This is a genomic window from Dyadobacter sp. SRI_021, from assembly GCF_057586235.1.
The window spans coordinates 364,970-385,862 of the sequence record NZ_JBYCZM010000004.1 but is presented as its reverse complement, the minus strand read 5'-3'; the positions used below and the strand labels follow the sequence as shown (position 1 = coordinate 385,862).

At 48.9% G+C, this 20,893-nt stretch carries 12 protein-coding genes; 7 read left to right on the top strand and 5 right to left on the bottom strand.

All coding sequences use genetic code 11. The features are described from left to right. Positions 1 to 17 precede the first annotated feature (17 nt). Positions 18 to 1,658: a RagB/SusD family nutrient uptake outer membrane protein gene (locus AC2YIT_RS14550; RefSeq protein WP_487279641.1), complete on the top strand. Its 1,641-nt coding sequence runs from the start codon at positions 18 to 20 to the stop codon at positions 1,656 to 1,658. Between the two features lie 608 nt (positions 1,659 to 2,266). Here AC2YIT_RS14550 and AC2YIT_RS14545 read toward each other — a convergent pair. Both AC2YIT_RS14545 and AC2YIT_RS14540 read right to left on the bottom strand, forming a co-directional pair. After that, positions 2,267 to 2,608: an alpha/beta hydrolase family protein gene (locus AC2YIT_RS14545; RefSeq protein ID WP_487279640.1), complete on the bottom strand. Its 342-nt coding sequence runs from the start codon at positions 2,606 to 2,608 to the stop codon at positions 2,267 to 2,269. Positions 2,609 to 2,662: 54 nt separating this feature from the next. Beyond that, complete coding sequence (locus AC2YIT_RS14540; RefSeq protein ID WP_487279639.1) at positions 2,663 to 2,830, bottom strand: alpha/beta hydrolase; 168 nt, start codon at positions 2,828 to 2,830, stop codon at positions 2,663 to 2,665. Between the two features lie 377 nt (positions 2,831 to 3,207). On the opposite strand from AC2YIT_RS14540, the gene AC2YIT_RS14535 reads away from it, so the two are divergent. The 5 genes from AC2YIT_RS14535 (at position 3,208) to AC2YIT_RS14515 (ending at position 10,900) form a co-directional block, all read left to right on the top strand. Continuing rightward, positions 3,208 to 6,162, top strand: coding sequence for a TonB-dependent receptor (locus AC2YIT_RS14535; protein ID WP_487279638.1), 2,955 nt, complete (start codon positions 3,208 to 3,210; stop codon positions 6,160 to 6,162). A gap of 13 nt (positions 6,163 to 6,175) precedes the next feature. Continuing rightward, positions 6,176 to 6,685 carry a hypothetical protein gene (locus AC2YIT_RS14530; protein ID WP_430845670.1) on the top strand — a complete coding sequence of 170 codons (510 nt, stop codon included), beginning with the start codon at positions 6,176 to 6,178 and terminating at the stop codon, positions 6,683 to 6,685. A 484-nt stretch (positions 6,686 to 7,169) separates the two neighbouring features. Next, complete coding sequence (locus AC2YIT_RS14525) at positions 7,170 to 8,057, top strand: NAD(P)H-binding protein (protein WP_487279637.1); 888 nt, start codon at positions 7,170 to 7,172, stop codon at positions 8,055 to 8,057. A gap of 9 nt (positions 8,058 to 8,066) precedes the next feature. Further along, positions 8,067 to 8,975, top strand: coding sequence for a helix-turn-helix domain-containing protein (locus AC2YIT_RS14520; RefSeq protein ID WP_487279636.1), 909 nt, complete (start codon positions 8,067 to 8,069; stop codon positions 8,973 to 8,975). A gap of 209 nt (positions 8,976 to 9,184) precedes the next feature. Then, complete coding sequence (locus AC2YIT_RS14515; protein WP_487279635.1) at positions 9,185 to 10,900, top strand: Calx-beta domain-containing protein; 1,716 nt, start codon at positions 9,185 to 9,187, stop codon at positions 10,898 to 10,900. A gap of 293 nt (positions 10,901 to 11,193) precedes the next feature. On the opposite strand, the gene AC2YIT_RS14510 is transcribed toward AC2YIT_RS14515, so the two are convergent. Continuing rightward, positions 11,194 to 14,412, bottom strand: coding sequence for a choice-of-anchor tandem repeat GloVer-containing protein (locus AC2YIT_RS14510; RefSeq protein ID WP_487279634.1), 3,219 nt, complete (start codon positions 14,410 to 14,412; stop codon positions 11,194 to 11,196). Between the two features lie 161 nt (positions 14,413 to 14,573). Next, positions 14,574 to 18,605: an Ig-like domain-containing protein gene (locus tag AC2YIT_RS14505; protein ID WP_487279633.1), complete on the bottom strand. Its 4,032-nt coding sequence runs from the start codon at positions 18,603 to 18,605 to the stop codon at positions 14,574 to 14,576. Between the two features lie 1,171 nt (positions 18,606 to 19,776). Here AC2YIT_RS14505 and AC2YIT_RS14500 point away from each other — a divergent pair. Continuing rightward, positions 19,777 to 20,148: a hypothetical protein gene (locus AC2YIT_RS14500; RefSeq protein ID WP_487279632.1), complete on the top strand. Its 372-nt coding sequence runs from the start codon at positions 19,777 to 19,779 to the stop codon at positions 20,146 to 20,148. 9 nt (positions 20,149 to 20,157) lie between these two features. Here the strand turns inward: AC2YIT_RS14500 and AC2YIT_RS14495 are convergent, their stop codons facing one another. Further along, the gene (locus AC2YIT_RS14495; RefSeq protein ID WP_430845677.1) at positions 20,158 to 20,787 is read right to left on the bottom strand and encodes a response regulator transcription factor; all 630 of its coding nucleotides are present in this window, start codon (positions 20,785 to 20,787) and stop codon (positions 20,158 to 20,160) included. Between the last annotated feature and the right edge of the window lie 106 nt (positions 20,788 to 20,893).

Here is a 20,893-nt window from a genome sequence, read left to right as displayed (position 1 = left end):
CTTAAAAGAGATAAAACATGAAAAAAATAAAATTGCTATCGATGTTGGTGCTTCTGACGTCTGTTCTCTCCTGTAAGGATCAATTAGACGTTAAGAACCCGAACCAGCCAACGACTGGAAGCGCTAACTCGGAATCCGGTCTGATCAACCTGGCGCAGGGCGCTATTTATGTAAATGGCTTCCTGACTGTGAAGTATGGCGGTTTTTATGGCGGGTTTTTCGGGGATCCTTTTAGTTATCACGAAATTATGGGGGACGTTGTAGGGGTGGAAGCTGCCAACCAGCGGCTGAACGAAATCGGGGTAGCCAATTACGTGATCCTCGATAACGGCACCAGGGTGAAGAACCCCAATTCTCCGACCCTTCAACTGGACATGCTGCGGCAGGTAAATATCAATGCAAACGCGAGCGACAACCCGTTGTATTACGAGTGGGCCTACATGTACAGTCTCAACAGCGGGGCCAATAATGTGTTGGCGCTGGTGGACAAAACCACATTTACGGGAGATGCCGAAAGTAAAAAGAACGCACTTAAGGCCTGGGCATATTGGTGGAAGGGTTACGCCTATGGCCGTATCGGTTCACTTTACTATGCCGGTATCATCAATGATCAGGCAGTGGGTACCAATAACACGTTTGTGAGCAAGGAAGCTATCATTGCCGAGTCAAATGCCAACTATGATAAAGCCGCGGCAGCTCTAAGCGCTGTTAGCAGCGTTGCCGATTACTCGGCAGTGATCGGTAAAATTATTCCCGCATTTTTTCAGGTTGGGAAGGGGGGGATACTTACACCTGATATGTGGAAGAGGAACATCAACTCGATGAAAGCACGAAACATACTGGTAAACACCACTGTAAAAAAGATGACTGCGGAGCAGTGGGCGTCTATCATCGCCCTTGCCAAAGATGGAGTTACAGCAACGGATTACGTGTTTACGGCCAGATCAAACGAGACCAGCGATTTTATTTCCGCTACCGGTAGTACGCCTTCGGCCCTCACTACGGGTACTACCAAAACCAGTAGTTTCAAAGTCAGCGAACGCCTTGTACAGGATTTTAAACCGGGCGATAAAAGACTAGAGAACAACTTCGCGATCGAAACCAACCCATGGATTGGCAATAATGACCGTGGAAACATTTTCAATACCCGGTATGGTTTGATCGATGGCGGAAAGGGACTTGCGGGCGTGGTTGTGTTGGGCAACAAAGCGGTGGGCGAATACGAATTCTATATGGCCACCACCTACGAAGAAAATCAGCTGACATTGGCGGAGGCGCTTATCAACACGGGAGATATAGAGGGCGGTCTTAAAATCATCGATGCCATCCGTAAACTTCAGGGTGCCGGTCTGGCCGCCGTTGCGGGTAAGGGGCTTAGCCTGGCAGCTGCCAAAGAAGAATTGAGAAGCGAGAGAAGGGTGGTTCTGCCATTCCGGGGGCTTGCCTTCTACGACGCCAGACGCTGGGGAGTGATCGATGATGTTGCAACAGGCGGAGGCAGAACCGGCGCGGTTGTAGTTGATAAGGCGGGTGTGGTTAGCAAGAACGCGACCATTAATTACAACTTCCTGGATTACTGGGACGTACCTGCCAACGAGCTTGCCTATAATAAGGCCGGCGAAGGAAGTGTGGCGGTTCAAAACCCCAAGGGATTGTAGGATTCTCTAATGTAGCGTAGTGTTACCGCTGCCACCGTGTTCCGCAACGGATTGACCACCACTCAAAATTTACGACTTGTGCATCGCTGCCGTTTCCAGGCGCGATGAAATAAAGGACAGGGTGGTCAATCCGGGCGGAATGCCCGATCAGCAAAAAATGAAATCAGCTAGTCTGTTTATGATACGATCGGATTAACCAGATTTCGGCCCGGTTGATGTGCAGGCAGACACTGAAAATGTATCTCGGGGCTATCTTTCAAAAGTTCTTAGGCCCGGAAGACTGCGGAGGTGGGTTCCGTTTTGCCTTATAAATCACACAAAAGAGTTGGATATGTCTAGTCACTTTGTTTTTCTTGAAATCACTAATTTTAATCTTGACGACTTGATACCACACTTAGGATGGATAGGGGCCAAACCAGTGAAAATCTACACGCGGGGCGACGCTGCTGGCTATTATCTATATGATGAAGAAATTGGCAGGCTGTTCGAATTTCAACTCAGCGAGCCCAAAACAGATAATTCAAAGTTGCAGTACGACCAGGTCTTAGACGCCTATCGTTGCTCTCAAATCTAATAAGACCTGCGTACCTTTAAGGATCGGACAATCCTTAAAACCTGTTTTCTGCCAGCCAACTTTTGAACATTCTGAACCAATTGTCCTTACTGTTCAAATCGCTAAGAGCAAATCCATGTCCACCCGACTGTGGAATGTGCATTTCGGTTTTTACTCCGGCTTGCTGCAAGGCATTAAAAAAAGGAAAGCGTGTTTTTGACGGGATTACGTCGTCATCGGCCGCATGTATCAGAAATGTCGGTGGTGTGGCAATACTGACATGCTTGTCTGTGCTATACTGATCCAGTAGTTCGCGGGAAGGTTTCTTGCCAATCAGGGTTTCACGAGTACGGGGCGTGTCCGGATCGTAAATTATCACGAGATATAGCAATGCCATGAAATCGGGGCGAAGGCTAATTTTTTCTTTGTTGTCGATCACCACCCTGTTCTGTTACGTACCTTCCATCAATACCAGATGACCGCCCGCGGAAAGTCCCATCATACCAATTCTGTCGGGGTTGATATTCCATTCAGTTGCCCGTTGACGCACCATTTTGATGGCCGCCTGCGCATCCTGCAGAGGGCCGATCGATTTGTCGACCATGATTGTGAAGTACATCTAGTTAAGTTGAGAGCGCTTTTGCTTGCCCGGTACTATAAAGTATGCAGAAAATAAGGCGTAACAAGGTTCAACAATTTGTTTATCGCTTTCGTGGGCGTACGGTTATTGCCCGGGCCACCGCCTCGTTTCAGTTTCTGGTGAGTGCGTAGTAAAGGCAATATATTCTGAAGAATATATATGAATTATATTGTATTTTACTATGTATCCGATATTATATATTGCATTATACTGTTTTTTCGATATTTTCAATTCGTTAGCCGCGCATTTGATACGAACACTCCTCGCAGACCCGGAAAGGGGGCTGTTGCTATCAGACTATGCCCATCCAGTCTGATTCTTTGAAATGAATATCCAACTAAAATCACTCCATTACTATGAAGAGAAACTTACGAAAATGCGAATTCGTGGCCAGGCCTGCGATGCTCTTTCTGCTCATTTGTTGGTTACCGTTTACCATGCTTGCCCAAAGCAAAAAGATTACCGGTAAAGTGTTTTCTGCATCCACTGCGGAAGTGTTCCCTGGTGTGAACATCATCTTGAAAGGAAATACGAATAAAGGTACTATTACGGATAATCAGGGTATGTTCTCGATCGATGCTGTGCCGGGCGATGTACTGGTATTCAGCTTTATAGGTTTTAAGACCAAGGAAGTTAAGATAGGTTCCGAAGCAACGTTAAGCGTTCCGCTGGAAGATGGCGGCACGGAGTTAAATGAATTAATAGTTACAGGGTCCAGAAATACCGGGCGAACCATTCTGGAAACCCCCGTCCCGGTGGATGTCATTTCCATCAAGGATATCATGGCAGACCTTCCTCAGATTGACCTGGCCCAAATGCTGGCTTTTGTGGCACCCAGTTTTAACGCGGTCAGATCCCAGGGTGGTGACCTTGATTCCCACGTAGATCCGGTGCAGCTCCGCAACATGGCCCCCAACCAGATACTGGTTCTGGTGAATGGAAAACGAAGGCACACTTCCGCCCTGCTTATTACCGGAACGGCCGTCGGTAGCCCCTCCACGTCCGTTGATTTGATGACCATTCCAGCGTCCGCCATCGACCGGGTTGAAATTTTACGCGATGGCGCTGCCGCTCAATATGGTTCGGACGCAGTGGCCGGCGTAGTCAATATTATTCTCAAAAAAGGGACAGATAAGCTGACAGGCAGCTTTACCGGTGGAGGTTATGCCAATACCGGCGGCAAGGCAGGGGAACTGACCAAAGATGGTAAGCCGGATGGATTCAATTATCAGTTTGATGCTAATTACGGCTTCAAAATGGGAGACAAGGGGTACTTTAACCTGTCCGGGCAAATTACGCAGAAGCGCCCGACCCTGAGACCTTTTGTGAACGACTGGGGATTTTTTGATAAAACTTACCTGAATAATCTGCGGACCGATAAAAACGGAAATCCGGTCATCACCAATCCCGAGCTGGTTGCTGCACAGGCCTCGGGTAACACGGCGGCACTTGCGTCGCTGACCACAGAAGCGGGATTAATGGCTGCACGCGGCCTGACCAAAGCTGATTTTGCCGTTTATGCGGGTATGCCTGCCATTACGCTCGGCAGTACTTTTTACAATGCAGGTTATCAGCTGAATCCTACCACAACGCTGTACAGTTTTGGGGGAGCGTCTTACAAATATCTTAAAGGTTTCTCGTGCTACTTCCGCCGTCCTGCACAAACTGACCGTTTCAATTACCTGCTGTATCCCAATGGCTTCCGTCCACAGATGACCTCCAATACTTCCGACCTTTCCAATACAACCGGTATTAAAAGTAAGCTGGGGGAATTCAATGTCGATTTCAGCAACACATTTGGCCGGAACCGGATGCGGATAGGGATGGTCAATACCATGAATGCTTCACTGGGTTCCAATTCACCGGTCAATATGTATTTGGGTACGCACCAGTTCACCCAAAATTCGACTAACCTTGATTTTTCCCGCTATTTCAAAGATGTGCTGCGGGGGCTGAACATTGCCTTTGGCGCTGAAATGCGTATAGAAAACTATAAAATTATGAAGGGTCAGGAAGAGGCTTATACCTATGGAGATGCAGGGGTGCTTACCGTGGGTAAAGCCGGTTTGCTTGTCGGCCCTGATGGAAAACCTTTGGAAGATGCCAGCAGCACACCGATCGTAGATGCCAATGGAAATCCGATCAGTGTGAATGCAGGCCAGCAGGTTACCGTTAAATCCTTGTCTTCAAATTGCCAGTGTTTTGCCGGATTCGGCCCGAAAAACGAAAGGGATGAGTACCGCACCACCATGGCCGCTTACCTTGATGCCGAACTTGAAGTAACTAAAAGCCTGCTGGTAGCCGGCGCTTTCCGTGTGGAAAATTATTCGGATTTTGGCGGCGTTACCATCGGCAAATTAGCCGCGAGGTATTCCATTGCCAAAACGCTTTCATTGCGGGCTTCGATTGCTTCCGGATTCCGCGCGCCATCCCTTCAGGAGTTGAATTATACCCATACTGCCACGGCATTCGTGCCGGATGCAAACGGTATCCCGCAACCGCTTGATGTGACAACTTACCCAACCAACAGTACCGCTGCCAGGGTTTTAGGAATTCAGGGTCTTAAACAGGAGAAATCGAGGACCTATGGTTTCGGTCTCACCTATCAGCCGGCCCACGGATTTGAAGTAACTTTGGATGCTTATCAGATTGATGTAGATAACCGTATTTTCAGGACCAGCTACTTCAATGCTTCCGAGGTCGGCAATCATTACGACGAGGTCATCGGTGGGGGAGAAGCCCAGTTCTTTGTGAATGGTGCAGACGTACGTTCCAAAGGAATTGAAGCAGTCGGAAACTATACGCTCACCCTGAGTCGTGGTAAAAGCTTCATTTTCAGTCTTGCAGCTATTTTTAGCAAAAACACCATTCTGAACAGGAAAGTACTTGACTTGAATGTGGCTAACCTGACAGAAGACCAGATTGTAGCCAAGTACCTGGATCGGGCCACTATTGGTCAGTTTGAAACCGGAACACCAAGACAAAAACTAATCGGTTCGGTTACCTATCGCGTCAATAAATTTCATGCTATGGTGAGAGGCACATACTTTGGAACGGTGACCTCCCGGTCAACTTCCTCCGATGCGGAAGGTAACTTTTATGATCAGAAGTTTTCCGCGCAATCCATTTTCGATGCCAGTGTAGGCTACGACCTGACCAGGAACCTAAAATTGTCCATGGGCGGCAGTAACGTTTTTAATAAATATCCTGACATTCTGCGCCCCGAAAACCAGGGCTTCTACCTGTATGACAACAATCAGCAGGGCTCTAACGGATCTTACTACTACGGCCGCATTTCTTTCAACTTTTAATGATCATCCTGACATGAAAACATATATCAGCAAAATCACCCCGATGGTATCCCTGGTTATCACGATGACGCTATTTGCGTTGCTTAGTTCTTGTGAACAACAGGACTACCCGCCCAATTTAAGTACAGCGCCAGGTGGCGGTACTGTATCGACGTATAAGGCCTATACGTTAGCTGCCGCGACTACGGAAAATATCTATGGGCGCGTAGTCTTTTACAAGTACAACAAGACGATCACCTTAGTACAGATGGGCCTTTATAACGGAGCAGGGGGGAGCTCTTATACAGCCGCTATTTTTCCCGGAAAGGTGACAGCAGCGCCCGCCACGGCCCTGAAGGTGCTCGACACAGTCGCGGGTGCTACGGGCGCGTTCGCGACCAGTAAGTATTTTAGCATTACTGAAGAGGGGTTTTTCGATAAGCTTGACGCCTACAATGCTAACGTGACCGTTAAACTAGGTGCGGTCACCGTAGCCGCTGGTAATATAGGCGCGAACGCAGCGCCGGTGGCAGAGTCGAAATAAAAACAAGGCGCGGTTGAACAGGGCCCGGGAGGCTGCTTAAACAGCTTCCCGGGTATTGCCATTACTTTTTTTGTCTGACGTGGTTTTTCGGCATGATAGCCTGAAATCCTTCATTTGTCAATTACGCTGTCGTTGTACAGAACACCAACGATATTCAGAATACCAGGTTCCGCTGGCCAGCTCATGCAGAGCGAAGCCTGAAGTGTTTTTAGAAGGCAGGGGCGGATTCTACATGCTGCATTCGGCCAATAATGCGTTCGCCCATTGGAAGAATACGATAAAATGATCGGGCTGGGGTGGCGCAGGATTTCGGAGCGCTATGGTGTACTACTTCCCTCGCTCTCCAAAGGTTATCGACACCTGGCTTTGACTTAAAAAGTGAAAGAAACACAAAAACATGTTATCCGGCTTCAACAAAAGCGGATCGGGCTACATCCACTTGGGCAATCGATCAGACCTTTGCATTGGACAAACAATAGCAAAAATGAAAATCGTTCTTACTGGATCGTTAGGAAATGTTTCCCGGCCGCTTGCGGAAATATTGATCCGCGCCGGACATAGCGTTACCATAATATCAAGCGACCCCAGAAAAAGGGAGCAGATACATGCCTTGGGTGCCAGGGCAGCAATAGGTTCGGTAACCGATGCTGGTTTCATGGAACCGGTATTTGCGGGCACGGATGCCGTATACACCATGGTTCCACCTGATTTTACAGCACAAGATCCGTTGACGCATTACCGGAAAGTTGCCTCCGCGTATGCGGAAGCACTAACAGGCTCGGGCGTGAAAAAAATCGTGCATTTAAGCAGCTGGGGCGCAGACTTGCCTTCCGGTACAGGGTATATTTTAGGATCGCATTTCGCCGAAGGTATCTTGGATCGTGTACCCGGTAGCAGGGTTACTCATCTCCGTGCAGGGTTTATCTACTACAACCTTTTTCATTTTGTCGATATGATCAGGGCCACAGGTATGATTGCTGCAAATTATGGAGAAGAGGATAGGATTGTGATGGTTTCGCCCGCCGATATTGCCGCTGCCGCCGCGGAGGAGCTGCGGTTGGGTAGCGATAGCAAAGGCATCAGATACGTGGCTAGTGATGATCGGCGCGCATCGGAAGTGGCCAGTGTTTTGGGCGGCTCTATCGGCAAACCTGATTTACAATGGAAAAGGCTTACGGATGATCAGCAACGACAAAGGATGGAAAGCCGTAAAGTGCCCCGGCATGTTATTGAAAATACATTGCAGCTCGGACAAAATATTCATAATGGCAATTTGCGCAGGCATTTTGATCAAACAGCCCCGCATGTCTTTGGCAAGATAAAGCTGGAAGATTTTGCCAGAGAATTTGCGCTCATTTACAACAAGGTGTAATTTAGTGCAATGCAGCCGCACATCATCAAGTCGATCAGTGAGTACCATCAGATCATGGGCTTGCCCAAGCCAGAACACCCATTAATCAGCATTATATCGTTCGAATCGATGCGGCGGCTGCCGGCAAACAGCCCGATCAGCCTGGTGCTTCCATTTTACAGTGTCGGCCTTAAACGCAATTTCAACGCCAGAATGAAATATGGGCAGAGTAAATATGACTTTGATGAAGGCATCCTAACTTGTATGGCACCGGGTCAGATATTGCAAATCGAAATGGATGGTGACCAGGAGCTGAATCATTCAGGATGGTTGCTGCTTGTCCATCCTGATTTTTTATGGAATACTTCATTGGCTTTGAAGATCAGTAAGTATGAGTTTTTCGGTTACGCTATTCACGAAGCACTGTTTTTGTCGGAAAAAGAAGAATTGACGCTGATAGCGATATTTCAGCATATTGCACACGAATACCAGGGGAATCTTGACGCCTTTACGCAAGATCTGATAGTTTCCCATCTGGAATCGCTTCTAACCTATGCAGACAGGTATTATTGCCGTCAGTTTGCAACAAGAAAAGTAGCCAACCATAAGCTGCTGGAAAAAATGGAGCAGTTGTTGTTTCACTATTTCAACAGCGATGAGCTTTTGGAAAAAGGCCAGCCCAGCGTACAAATTGTCGCGCAGCAACTAAATGTTTCACCAGGTTATCTCGGTGCCGTTTTAAAGACGGTTACGGGCAAAAGCACACAGCAACATATTCAGCAAAAGCTGTTGGAAAAGGCCAAGGAGAAATTGTCGGTTACCAGCTTGTCGGTGAGTGAAATTGCTTACGAGCTCGGTTTCAGCCATTCTCAATCGTTCAGTAAGTTCTTCAAATCGCAAACGAATATTTCGCCGATGGCCTTTCGTCAGTCGTTTTAATTTTAATACAGAAAAATTGCCTGGCCTTCAGGCGGGGCTGCGCGGTAGTCACTGCCACCGTAATTCCAGGTGCAGTACCTTACAAAATGAAATCTCATTGTAATAAAACTTCGTAATTTAAAATAGTAAAAATTAGTATATTGGTAGCAAATAACCGCTAGTAGATTTGTGGTTTATCGGCGATACATTTCACCCATCACCCGCTGCCTATGAAGACGTTTACGATCAAAATGCGAAGGAGCCGCCTGATTTCATACTTGTTTGTGGCTACATTCTTTTTAAATTTTTCCACCCGGATAATTGCGCAACCGACGGGACAATATGTTTATCTGCAAAAATTGTCTGATGCCATCGAAGGTGGAAAAAACGGTATTTATAAAATTGGCCTTCATTATCCTGTTCCATTGGCTGAGGATGTGATAGTTGCCTATTCTTTTCTTGCATCCGGACAAGCAACAATGGGGCCGGACTTTGTCCATTTACCTGCCTATACGGGAAATGCGGTCATTCCGGCCGGATCAACCCAGGTCCTGATTGACGTCGATGCTTTCAATGACGGTATCATCGAAGGACCGGAAAGTACCGGCATTCAGATCACCAGTGCAGCGTCGGCGACGTTGACCTTGCCGATAGATCCCGCCAATAATCAGGCGCAGGTTAACATCATCGATGCCAACGCCGCTTCATCGACACCGGTCCAGGTGCTTATCGGGACCAATGCTGCTGAGCCCTCCGGGCAAGCCACTTTTACATTGAAACTGGCCGGCGTGGCAACGTCCGCGTGGCCGGTCCATATCGCCTATGTTTTGTCGGGCACGGCCTCCCCGGGAGTGGACTGTCAATCGATCGGAGCGCTGGTGATTCCACCAAATACGAACTCGATTATTGTATCTGTCAACATGTACGACGATCACATTATCGAGGGCCCGGAAAATCTCCGCGTTACTTTACTTTCCGGAAGTGCTACAGACGGCGGGGGCAATGCTTTTATTTTTCCACCGGACCCGGTGAACACGGCGATCGATGTTCTTCTTACCGATGATGACTACACCGCAGCCAACACGCAGATAACACTCACCAAGATTGCGGATGCTGCCGAACCGGCAAGTTCCGGGATTATCAGAATGAGCCTTCCCGGGGATTACGTGCCTTCGACAAGCCTTGTTGGCAACATTCAGTTTGGGGGTACGGCTACGGGCGCCGATTACGCAAACTCCGCTGCCATACTACTGGCTTATCATAATACTGCCGATGTTTCCCTGACTGCCATCGATGACACCCTTGTCGAAGAAACGGAAACGATATTGTGCACCCTTATCGGAGCTTCTGATGCAAATTCTCTGCAATATACAGGAGCCCCGTCACAGAACGTTGCGTCGGTCGATATCGTCGATGACGATGCCAATTTGCCGCTCCGGCTTGTGAGTTTTGCCGGAAACAGGCTCGACGGCGGCGCTGTTAGGTTGAAATGGGCGACTGCCGACGAAGAAAACACGTCGCATTTTGAAATATTAAAGAGTAGCGACGGCCACACATTCGGGCAAATCGGCGTAATTTCTGCCTCCGGCTCCGGTAATCATGACTACACATTTACCGATCCCGGCCCTGGCCCTGGTAATTTTTATCGCCTGCGTATGATCGATCAGGACGGCTCCTTTACTTACAGCCGTGTTATTAGCATCGCCATCGACCACGGGCAATCGATCAGTGTTTTCCCAAATCCGGCCAACAGCTGGTTGACAGTCGACTTGGGCAGCTCGAACCTGCTACCGCGCAAGGCGACGGTCGTAGATATTCATGGAAGGTTTTATAAACAGGTCCGCCTGAACGGGTCTCGCTCCGTCATACCAATCGCGGGCCTGAAATCAGGGGTGTATTTACTGTTGGTTGAAAACGGTGAATCGGTTAGATTTATCGTTCAGTGATTGTAGGTATTCCCATACCAATTGCGTTTCGGGAGTCGCAATGCGGGAATGTAGTTTCAGTGGAAGAAAAGGCAGCAACTTTATTCTATCTTATCGTTTTGTAAATGGTAACAACCGTATTACTGTGGCGTGTTTCCTGCTGTTCTAAAGGAACAATTTGCTAATATCTGACAGCGGTGATCCAATTATCAGTACCGGGGGCGGCATTGAGTTGAGTTATGTACCGGCGCCGATGATACCGGCTGGATCATCGGCTAACCAGTTTAATGACAGGGCTATGCAATTCAGGCCCGTTATTTCTTAGCCATAGTCAATGTCCTAACGCCCCGGGCAGTTGTGAATCTCAGGAAATAGACACCAGTGTGCAATTTGGAAACATTGAGTTTAAAGTTTCCGCCTTCAGATTGTCCGCTCAGCATTTGTATTCCTGCTGAGTTGATGAGCTGCCAATTGCATGCCACTTTTGGCAGTTTTACCTCAACAATATCCGCGACCGGGTTGGGATACAGTGTCGCCACCGCGTTGGGTATTGCCAGCTCGCGGATGGTCGAATAAGCAAATGTACCATCCCAATCGGTCATTTTTAAGCGATAATAGACTTTCGGTACCAGGATTTTACCCAGCTGTGTGTCAATGAAGTTATAATGGCCTGGAATGGATCCGGCAGAAGGTTCAATGGTGGCAATCGCTTGGTAGCTCCGGCCGTCTTCACTCCGCTGTAACTCAAAGTGTGAAAAATTGACTTCTTCGGCCGTTTGCCAGTTTAGCACAGCATCGTTCTCCAGTAGTTGTGCATTGAAATTGATTAATTTGACGGGCAAAGGTCTGTTGGTGTTTGCCAGGTAAAAGGTGGAAAAGGCGTCCGTTTTGAAACTAAAGACATAACCGCCACCGGTCCAGGGCTCAACGCTCGTAGCGATGGCGCGGGGTGATCCTGAGATACTTCCGCTGCAACTGTTGGCGCCGGTTGTAAATACCCCGATTTGCGTCACATCCTGGATTGGCTCAACCTCCATATCGGCATTGTTGGCAGCCACGAGCGCATCGTATTCTTCCTGTTTTATATAAATCCTGACGTCTACCTGGCCGGAGGTTATGCTGCCCGAAGGCGTCATTGTAAAATCCCTACCCAGGAAATAACGTCCGTCCCTTTTCCTTACAGCGCCGCTGTGCGTATATAGCCAGCTTCTTATGGTGCCCAGGTTATTGCCATTCGCTTTGATTTCTGCCACTGCTTCGTTGGAAGCGTCAGTAACCGCAAGCCACTCGTTGAAATTATCGGTGCCGATCAAAGAATTCGCAAGCGTCATACAAGTGCCCGGGTTACCGGCCGATACCGGTGCTGGTACTGGTGTGGGCGTCATGTAAAAAGGGTTTATCCCGCTGTCGGTAGAAAGCCGGGCCTTTGTTTTCAAAATTTTGGTTGCGGGATCCCACTCGAAGACCGAGCCTCCTTCGTAAGTTCCCATAAAATACAATTTGTTGTTATTGACCGTGATGTCGGCCTTGAGATCGTTGCCGAGGACAACCAACACACTTACATCTTGGGTTGCCGGGTCCACCTCCAGCAGTGTCGATTGTGTGAGTCCATATAGTTTATCACCATAGACGGTAAGTGAGCCGTAAGGTTTTAGTCCTGTGCTCGCCCTGAGATCGCGCAATTTCGTATAAACGTTCGTAGCCGGATCCCACTGGAAGACCGTACCGGTGTTAAAGGCGCCGCCTCCCATGGTCATTCCATAAAATTTGCCGTCCTTCCAGCAAAGATTTCCGAAGGGACTGGCGCCAGCGAGGAGGTCAAAGTCATACCTCTTCGTGTAAATGTTGGTTTCCGGATCCCATTCGAAGATCACGCCTCGGTTGGATACCCCGCCAGTAGGAGTCATCCCAAAAAATTTACCATCTCTTTCGACCAGATTCGCGTAAGGCCTACTACCATTGATGGACTCAAAATCCAGCTTCTTAGTGAATACGTTGGTCTTGTAATCCAGTTCAAACAGAGTACCTAACCCATTCACTCCTCCGGCAGAAGTCATACCGTACAGTTTTCCATTCCGCAGCACCATTTTACCTAATGGCTTACTTCCTGTTTCCTTGCTAAGCTCCTGCATTATTTTATAAGCTTTTTTCTGTGGATCGAATTCGAAAATCACGCCCAGTGCGTCTTTGCCGCCTTCGGAGGTCATGCCATATAGCTTACCGTCAGCAAATGTGAGACTGCCCATAGCCGCCCGCCCCATAGCCACATTGCTGATGTATTCGCTGGTAACATTTGTTGCCATATCCCAATTGAACACTTCGATCGATATAGAACCATTGGACGGATCAGCCACCTGCACGCTTGAATACAACTTCCCCTGCCACGGTGTAAACTTTCCCTGGAATATGCCCGTGCCGTTGCCGGGCATAGCAGATCTGATGCTGAACCCGTTCGTAACTGGGTCCCATTCATACAGGAGCCCTGTACGGGCTTCGCCCCCTTTGGTAATCCCATAAAACTTGTCACCAACCAGAAGAGGAGCAAACGCGTTGAACGGTGCGGTTCCTGCGTTGGGGAAATCAACCTTTTTAGTAATTGCATTCGTAGCCGGCTCCCATTCGAATAACGTGCCGGCGCCTGATGCACCCCCGGAGGTAGTCGCGCCATAGAGTTTACCGTCTTTTGAAGTCATCTTAGTAAGGCAATTGTAGCCTGTGACCGGCGTAAAAGTGGCTTTGGACGTAAAGGAACCCGCAGCCGGATCCCATTCTACCAGGTCCCCATAGTTAGTACCCGCCGATTGGGTTATGCCGTAAAATTTACCTTCAAACGGCTCGAACTGAGCGACCGGCACATGGGGTCCGGGCTGTAAAGATCCATTTACATTCTTCACTTTCGAAAATAGGGAAGTTTCCGGGTCCCATTCATACAGCGCATCGCTAAGGTTCCCGTTGTCCGTTATGGCAACGCCGTAAAGTTTTCCATTGAATCCAATAATGCGCGAGGTGCCCCATAGCAAACGGTCTTTCGCAAGATTGGCGAAATCACTCCGTTTCGAATAAACATTATTGGTGAGATCGTACTCGAAAATAACTCCTTGCTCGTTGATTCCGCCCTCCGTGGTGGTACCATAGAGTTTATTGTTTATGATGACCATTGTGGAGCCCGGGTTGTTACCTGTCTCGCGCTTGAAATTATGCAAAACGGTGTATTCATCGGTTGCTGGGTTCCATTTGAAAAGGATGCCCTTGAAGACGGCATTATCTACATTAACTTCCAATGCCGTCCCATAGAATTCACCATTGTATTCGGTGAACTGCCCCATGGAAACGGCCTTACGCGGCACGCTGAAGTTAAATTGCGCAAGGGGCTTAGTGCCGTCGGTGGCCGTATTAAAAATAGTACCCAGACCGTCGTTCCCGGCGGATGTAGTTACGCCCCATAATTGATTAATTCCTTGGGCATTTGTATGAAGAACGGCGGTGAGGTAGAGGAAGGCAAGGAATAGACCAATCTTGTAGTAAGTTTTCATGAATTGTAGAATAACGTTGAGCTTGTGTAAATATAGGCTAATTTGTAGTACGACAGTTACAGATGGTCAGGAAATAGGAACTTTGTTGGGATCGACCTCTTTAAATTGCGAAAGCCCCTTCCGAAGGAGAGGGGCTTTCATTTCATTTGCAGGGTGCGTCCTTATTTTTGGATGACAGTTTTTAAATGGTGGGTCAGTCCATTTTCCTCTGTAACCTCGATCACATACAGTCCGGACACCCACTTGGCTACCCGTAAACCTGTGACAGGGAAGCTGCTTGCAGAATAAACCACATTGCCGCTGCTATTGGTTATGGTTACGCGGGAGATTTTCCGTCCTGCCAGGTCTGTGAGGAAGATCTTATCGGATACGGGGTTGGGGTAGGTTGCCAAACCCCGGATACCGGACTCGACGTTCCTGATGCCACTGTATGCATAAGTCTGATCTTTATCGACCATTTTGAGGCGATAGTAATTCTCTCCCGGGGCCATCGCAGCATGGACGAAAGTATAGTCGCGGCGTATGGCGCTTTCCCCGAAGGATTCGACCTTGCCGACAGCGCGCCAGTTTTTGGTATCCTTGCTGTGCTGGATCTCAAAATAATCGCTGTTGGTTTCCCAGGTAGTTGTCCATGAAAGCAGCGCCTGACTGCCTTCCCGAACCGCCTTGAAGTCGACCAGCGTGACTGGCAATGCAGCCTGGTCTCCGGAGATATACAGTGTCGCATTTGCTGTCGCACCCTGCGAGTCTGTGGTGGTGTATGCGAAGGCAACGCTGCCTTTGAAGGTAGCTTCGGGAGCAAAAGTGTAGCTGCCGTCAGACTGGAGCGTCAAAGTTCCCTTACCGGTTACAGAAGTTGTCTGCGCAGTCACAGTCTGGGTATCCCCCTCCGGATCTGAGTCATTCGCTTTTACGCCATTTGCCGCGGTTGCGTTGATTCCGCTCGCCGAAGACAGCAGGGCATAGTCATCGGCAGCCTGAGTGCTATTGGTCGTCCCGGCAAGTGATATTTGAACGATCTGATAAGCGGAGGCGCTTAAAGGAACCGGTCTGTTATCGCTGACTGTGTAAAGTATTGTGTCTTTACCCACAATTCCGGTCGGAGGGGTGTAGGTCACCGCTCCCGTAGCCGGGTTTACAACCGCAGTGCCGCCAAGACGTGTGTTACCAGGATTGCCCCCGTTGAGGTCTGTCAGCACAACCGAGGCAGGTACCAACTGTACATCTTTATTTCCGGCGGCATCATTGGACAGCGAATTAATCGTTACCGCTGTATTCATTTTAGTGGAAGCAATGTCCAGGTTCGCAATCGGCGGGTTGTTCGTTCCCGTGCCGTTTACGGTAATTACGAGCAGCTCTACCGGACAGTTTGTTGTCACCGAAGGCGGGCAAACCGGAACCAGGAAGCGGTACACGCCCGGAGTAGCGGAGCTAAACGTATAACTTCCATCGGCAGCTACAACCGGCAGCTCGCCACCTGGATTTGAATATCCCGGCACAGTTGAGGCGCTTCCATACGTGGTTCCTGCAAGGATAACATCATTGGTGGAAACATTTCCTGTAATGGCAACACCGGCAAGTGCTACATTGACATCCGGATTTGTCTGGTTACAACTGAGCCCAATTGCCATGCGGGTATCGACAATGGCGCCGTATACATCCACGTATTGGTCTACGGCCTGTGCGAGCGAACCGATCGAAATTTTGATTTCGTCAAACGGCACCGTGGTATAGAATCCTGGGTTGTAGAAGTCAGACGGGGTGCCGAACCATTGGTTCAAGACCGAGAGGTCGAACAGAGCCGCATCGTTTTTCGATTCCTGCTGTACCCCATTCAGGTATGTCGTGATGGTGATGCCGGTAAATAGCCCTCCTGAAAGCAGGAATGGGTTTTTCTTGATGGTGAAGCCAGCAAAAGTACCGGCAGGGAACGATGTGGCAGGGACCGCAACGGCCAGAGAGTTTACTTCCAAGCCGCTGGCAAGGTTGTGTATCCGGGCGAAGTCTGTGGTGGAGGCTGTAACAGCACTCCAGGGCGCTTGCACTTCGCAGCCTGCACATGCTATACCTTTGGTCCCGGTCTGCTCGGCATCGATCACCGCGCCATGGTTTTGATCGTTCAACGTTACATTGAAGTCACAACCGACCGTAATCGCGCAGCTGCGTTGCATATACGCCCGGTAGATCTGAATATTACCTAAGTCTGCTCCTGCCAGGTTGGTGATTTCAAGCTGTGCTTCATCAAAAGGCACTTTGCTGATGATACCGACGATTTGCCTGTTAGCTCCCCCAGTCACCAGGGAAGTGCTCACACCTGCGGCCAGCGAATTGCCCGTGCCGCTTTGCACGAGTACGCCATCGTTGTACAAATGGATCGTCATACTTCCCAATGCGCCTGCTGACAGCAGTGTACCTGACTCGATGTCAAAGCCTGCAAAAGATTCTGCCGGATAGGTTTCAATGGCATTGGCTACTGAAACAGTTGCTTTTGAACCTACGCTTGCTCCCATCACCAGTGTAGCAGGTACTACCACCGATCCGTTTACGATGTTCTCCGAATTATTGAGCTGACAGGCCACGCATCCTACCGCGTCGATCGAGGTCCTTACCCCGTTGACGTAAACCGGATGAGTGGGGTTTGAAACGGCTGTCAGTGTATTACAGGCCAGTTCGTTGGCGCAGAATGATTTGAATACCGCATTGTAGATCCGGGTTGTACCTATGTTGGCATTGATCACAGAGCTGACCGTGATCTTGACCCCACTGAAAGGCAAAGTCGCCAAAAAGCCGATGGTCTGCCGTCCTGCGCCGTTCAATACCGAGCTTTTAGCAGATATCAATCCGGTGTTGCCCGAAAACGATTCGATAACTGCCCCGTATTGATCCGTGGTGGAAATGGTAATTCCTGAAAGCGCGCCCGCGCCGATCAGGTTCGGGTTGTCGATGTCAAAACCGGCGAAGGTATTGGCAGGGTAAATTTTCGCCCCGTCGGCCACCGCGTAAGCGGCCGTTGTGCCGATGTTGGCCGGCACCACCAGCTCGGTATAATTGTCCGGATCTGCGTCAATCGCATTGCCGGACGCTACAATGTTACATTGCACACAGGCGGTGGCATCAATTCCGGTATTGCGGGTGTCAACAAAGACCGGATAATCCGGTTTGATCAGCTTGGTGTTGGTATTACATGCCAACGCAGGTCCTTCGCAGAACCGCTCGGTCACAGCCCCGTACACCCGGATAGGCGCTACCTGTACCGCACCCAGCATGGAGACGCTGAACTGGATTTCATCGAAGGCGAGTTTGGTCTTAAAACCGGTGATAGCGTGTCCGGAAGAAGTAAAAAGGCCGGCGCTGCCCAAAGCCCCCCCGTCTGAAACAGTTTCCTGCTGTACACCGTTGAGGTAAGTTGTAACCGTGTGACCTGCCGCAAATGCAACCCCGAGCGTTCGCTGGTCTTCTATTTCAAAGCCGGCGAATGTCCCGGCGGGGTATACCGTCTTGGTATTTTTGATCGAGACCGATCCTGTTGAAGCAACGGAGGCAACCAGGTCGATTTCAGCATAATCCGTTGCGTCCGAATTGACCAGATTATTTGTATTTCTCACTGCACAGTTTACGCAGGCCACATTAGTACTGATACCGGTCCTGTCGGTGTTTACATATACCGGGAAGGTCGGGTTATTCCACTGTTCGACCAGATTACAAGGACGAGGCGTGGATTCTGCACAAAATTTGGTGACCACGGCATTGTAGATCTCGGTTGTACCCAGGTTAACGCTCAATGACGATGCCTGATCGATCTGGATCCGGTCGAAGTTCTTGGTAGTCAAAAAGCCGACGGTCGTTCTGCCGTCGGTATTGACGATGTTTGCCGTCAGCAAGCCGCCGGGGCCGGTATATTCTTCCTGCAAAGTGGTTCCCAGATAGGTCCGCACTGTCAGCGACCCCAGCAGCGAAGCGCCTGCAAGGCCCGAGTTCTGAATCTGAAAACCGGCGAAATACCCGGCAGGGTAATAACCATTATCGCTTTGCACAGTCAGGCGTAACCCGCCCGCGGCGGTAAGCACGGCGACAAAACTTGCGAAGTCTGTCGTGCTGGCACTGATGGCATTAGGCGCATTATTGACCGCCGACAGGGATACACCGTACCGGCCCGTCCAGACAGTCAAACCTGCATTGGGGACAATGCTCATGTGATACGTCGGTAGATTCAGTGCGGTAGGTGTGTTACAGGGTAACAATGAAGTGTCCGGCGAAACTACCTGCGCGATAGAGAGAAAAGGGAGCAGAGCAAATGCCGACAGCAGAAGCATCTGAGTTGATAAACGAACAAGCCCGGATTGTTTGACAGCTCTCGTAAGAGCGCGCCTGGGTAACATTTTTTCCATAGCGTTTGTTGGATTGATTAATAAAATATGATCGCCTGGTCTTTCAGGGTATAACAGACCTTGGTGGCCCTTTTACGGCTCCTGGGCAAAGGCGAACTGCTTGTTAACGAATGTATATATACGAACAAAATGATGCACCGCTGCTAAGTTGGCAAAAGCGCGTAAGAGAAACCGCCAATGGTAACTTTGGCATTCGTTCAAGACAATACAATAACAACCAACACAGCTGGCTGTTTGGGTGGATCTATGCTTGTTGCGAAAATTTTGACTTGTGCAGCAAGTGCTTTAGCGGAGTTAGACCTGCACTCTATTACGGGACGGAGGAGCTCTCTCGCCCTGGTACGCAAGCGTCAAATGGTCAGTTGCAGTAGGAATTGAAGTAGAAGTTGCCATGATGTTTATCTGTCCGGTTATGTGAAAGGATTACGAATGGCAAAAGCCTTTGGCTTACTTTTCAATTGCAGGTGCTTGTAGAACATTCTTGGATCTCGATCGTTCCCGGGACGATCTTAATAGAAATATTTTACAAGTGAAACTACAAAACGAGACTCAATGATACAATAAAACAAATTCTACGCAATATCTCATTTATGTAGATATACTATACAATATTGGTAGTATTTATTTGAATTATACCTGCTCTTACGCTAGGAATGTGTCATTGGGTATCACAGATGCACTTTCTCAAAAAATGGACTCTCTGTCATGTCGCGGAAATACTACAAAAAAATCGAGTGATTTTTTAAAAAAAGTATTATTCCTTCGATTCTCGGAGCGATGGAAGGCGCAATTCTGCCCCATTTACTCGTAAGACGGCAGGGCCGCGACATACTGGCTGACGACTTCTGGTACATTCTTCATCATCCTGGGGATTTGTAAACCCGACCTGCGGCTCTTTTTTCTTTGATACCAGCCTATATACGTGTCAGGTCATAAGGTATACTTATTGTCTACATAACAGAAAAAATAATTCATTATGGAAACAGGAGCAATAAAAGCGGCGCACATTTATACTTGTGCCAACTTATTTGTCACCGCCGCTTTGGAAATAAATGTGAAAGGCGTCAACTTCTTTTTCGGAGGGCATGAAATCTTTCATTCCGGAGTCAGAGGCGGCAGGGCAGGTGATATACCATACCTGGGAAAGTTCATATACCGATGTCTTGAAGTTTGCGGCGTACAGGCGTGGAGTCAGTTGAAAAACTGTAAGGTTCTGGTTAAGATTGTCAATAGGCATGCAGTGGCTATCGCCCCGCTGTTCGGTAATACGTTTTTTAACCCTGCGGAAGAATTTGGTATTGCTGATGATATGGATAAAAATGGTATCGTAATGCCAGAATTTGGCTGATAAAGATACTTAGAGGGCAAGAGACTTCTGGTACAGTTCAAACTTGTCGGTCACATTCATTTTTCTGCAGATCCGTTTTTTATAGGTGCTGATGGTGTTGCATTTGAGATTGAGCAGGCAGGCAATCTCCTTGGTGCTTTTACCCAGTGCCACCTGGCCCATGATAACCTGTTCGCGGCCGGAGAGCCTGTCGATCGATTCCAACTCTTCTATCTTGTAACCTGCATCGACCTTGGGCAACAGGGATGATTGCAGTTCCAAGCTCATATATTTGCCGCCGGAAGCCACGATCATGATCGCGCGGACCAGCTCACTGGGTTTGGAATGCTTCATAATAAACCCGTCAGCGCCGGAGCGCATCGCTGGCAAGGCATATAGCCGTTCGGCCAATCCTGAATAGAGGAGTATCGAAACATCTGGTTTGGCTCCCCTGAAAATATTCACGAGGTTCGGCGTAATTATCCCGTCGATTTTGATCTCACTGATCACGAGTTCGATACCATTCTCGTTTCTCAGCAGAGACAGTGCCGTTTCGAGGTTGGGCGCCTCGAAAAGACGATAGTCGTTGCAAATTGTTTGTAGCAGTAGCCGCATTCCTGTTCGGAGCAGCGTCTGATCATCGACAATCAATATCTTCATGGCAGGGAGGGATTTGAATGGAGAATCTTTTGAGATAAACTTTTGAAACAGACGTTCCAGTAAGCCGTGTACCGGCTACCGGAGCGTCTGTTAACTACTAATGAGC

Excerpts from the sequence above, each read along its gene's own strand:
- AC2YIT_RS14500 (WP_487279632.1), top strand. The coding sequence starts at position 19,777 with ATGGAAACAGGAGCAATAAAAGCGGCGCACATTTATACTTGTGCCAAC.
- AC2YIT_RS14540 (WP_487279639.1), bottom strand. The coding sequence starts at position 2,830 with ATGTACTTCACAATCATGGTCGACAAATCGATCGGCCCTCTGCAGGAT.
- AC2YIT_RS14495 (WP_430845677.1), bottom strand. The coding sequence starts at position 20,787 with ATGAAGATATTGATTGTCGATGATCAGACGCTGCTCCGAACAGGAATG.
- AC2YIT_RS14520 (WP_487279636.1), top strand. The coding sequence starts at position 8,067 with ATGCAGCCGCACATCATCAAGTCGATCAGTGAGTACCATCAGATCATG.
- AC2YIT_RS14545 (WP_487279640.1), bottom strand. The coding sequence starts at position 2,608 with ATGGCATTGCTATATCTCGTGATAATTTACGATCCGGACACGCCCCGT.
- AC2YIT_RS14530 (WP_430845670.1), top strand. The coding sequence starts at position 6,176 with ATGAAAACATATATCAGCAAAATCACCCCGATGGTATCCCTGGTTATC.
- AC2YIT_RS14515 (WP_487279635.1), top strand. The coding sequence starts at position 9,185 with ATGAAGACGTTTACGATCAAAATGCGAAGGAGCCGCCTGATTTCATAC.
- AC2YIT_RS14505 (WP_487279633.1), bottom strand. The coding sequence starts at position 18,605 with ATGAGCATTGTCCCCAATGCAGGTTTGACTGTCTGGACGGGCCGGTAC.
- AC2YIT_RS14525 (WP_487279637.1), top strand. The coding sequence starts at position 7,170 with ATGAAAATCGTTCTTACTGGATCGTTAGGAAATGTTTCCCGGCCGCTT.
- AC2YIT_RS14535 (WP_487279638.1), top strand. The coding sequence starts at position 3,208 with ATGAAGAGAAACTTACGAAAATGCGAATTCGTGGCCAGGCCTGCGATG.
- AC2YIT_RS14510 (WP_487279634.1), bottom strand. The coding sequence starts at position 14,412 with ATGAAAACTTACTACAAGATTGGTCTATTCCTTGCCTTCCTCTACCTC.
- AC2YIT_RS14550 (WP_487279641.1), top strand. The coding sequence starts at position 18 with ATGAAAAAAATAAAATTGCTATCGATGTTGGTGCTTCTGACGTCTGTT.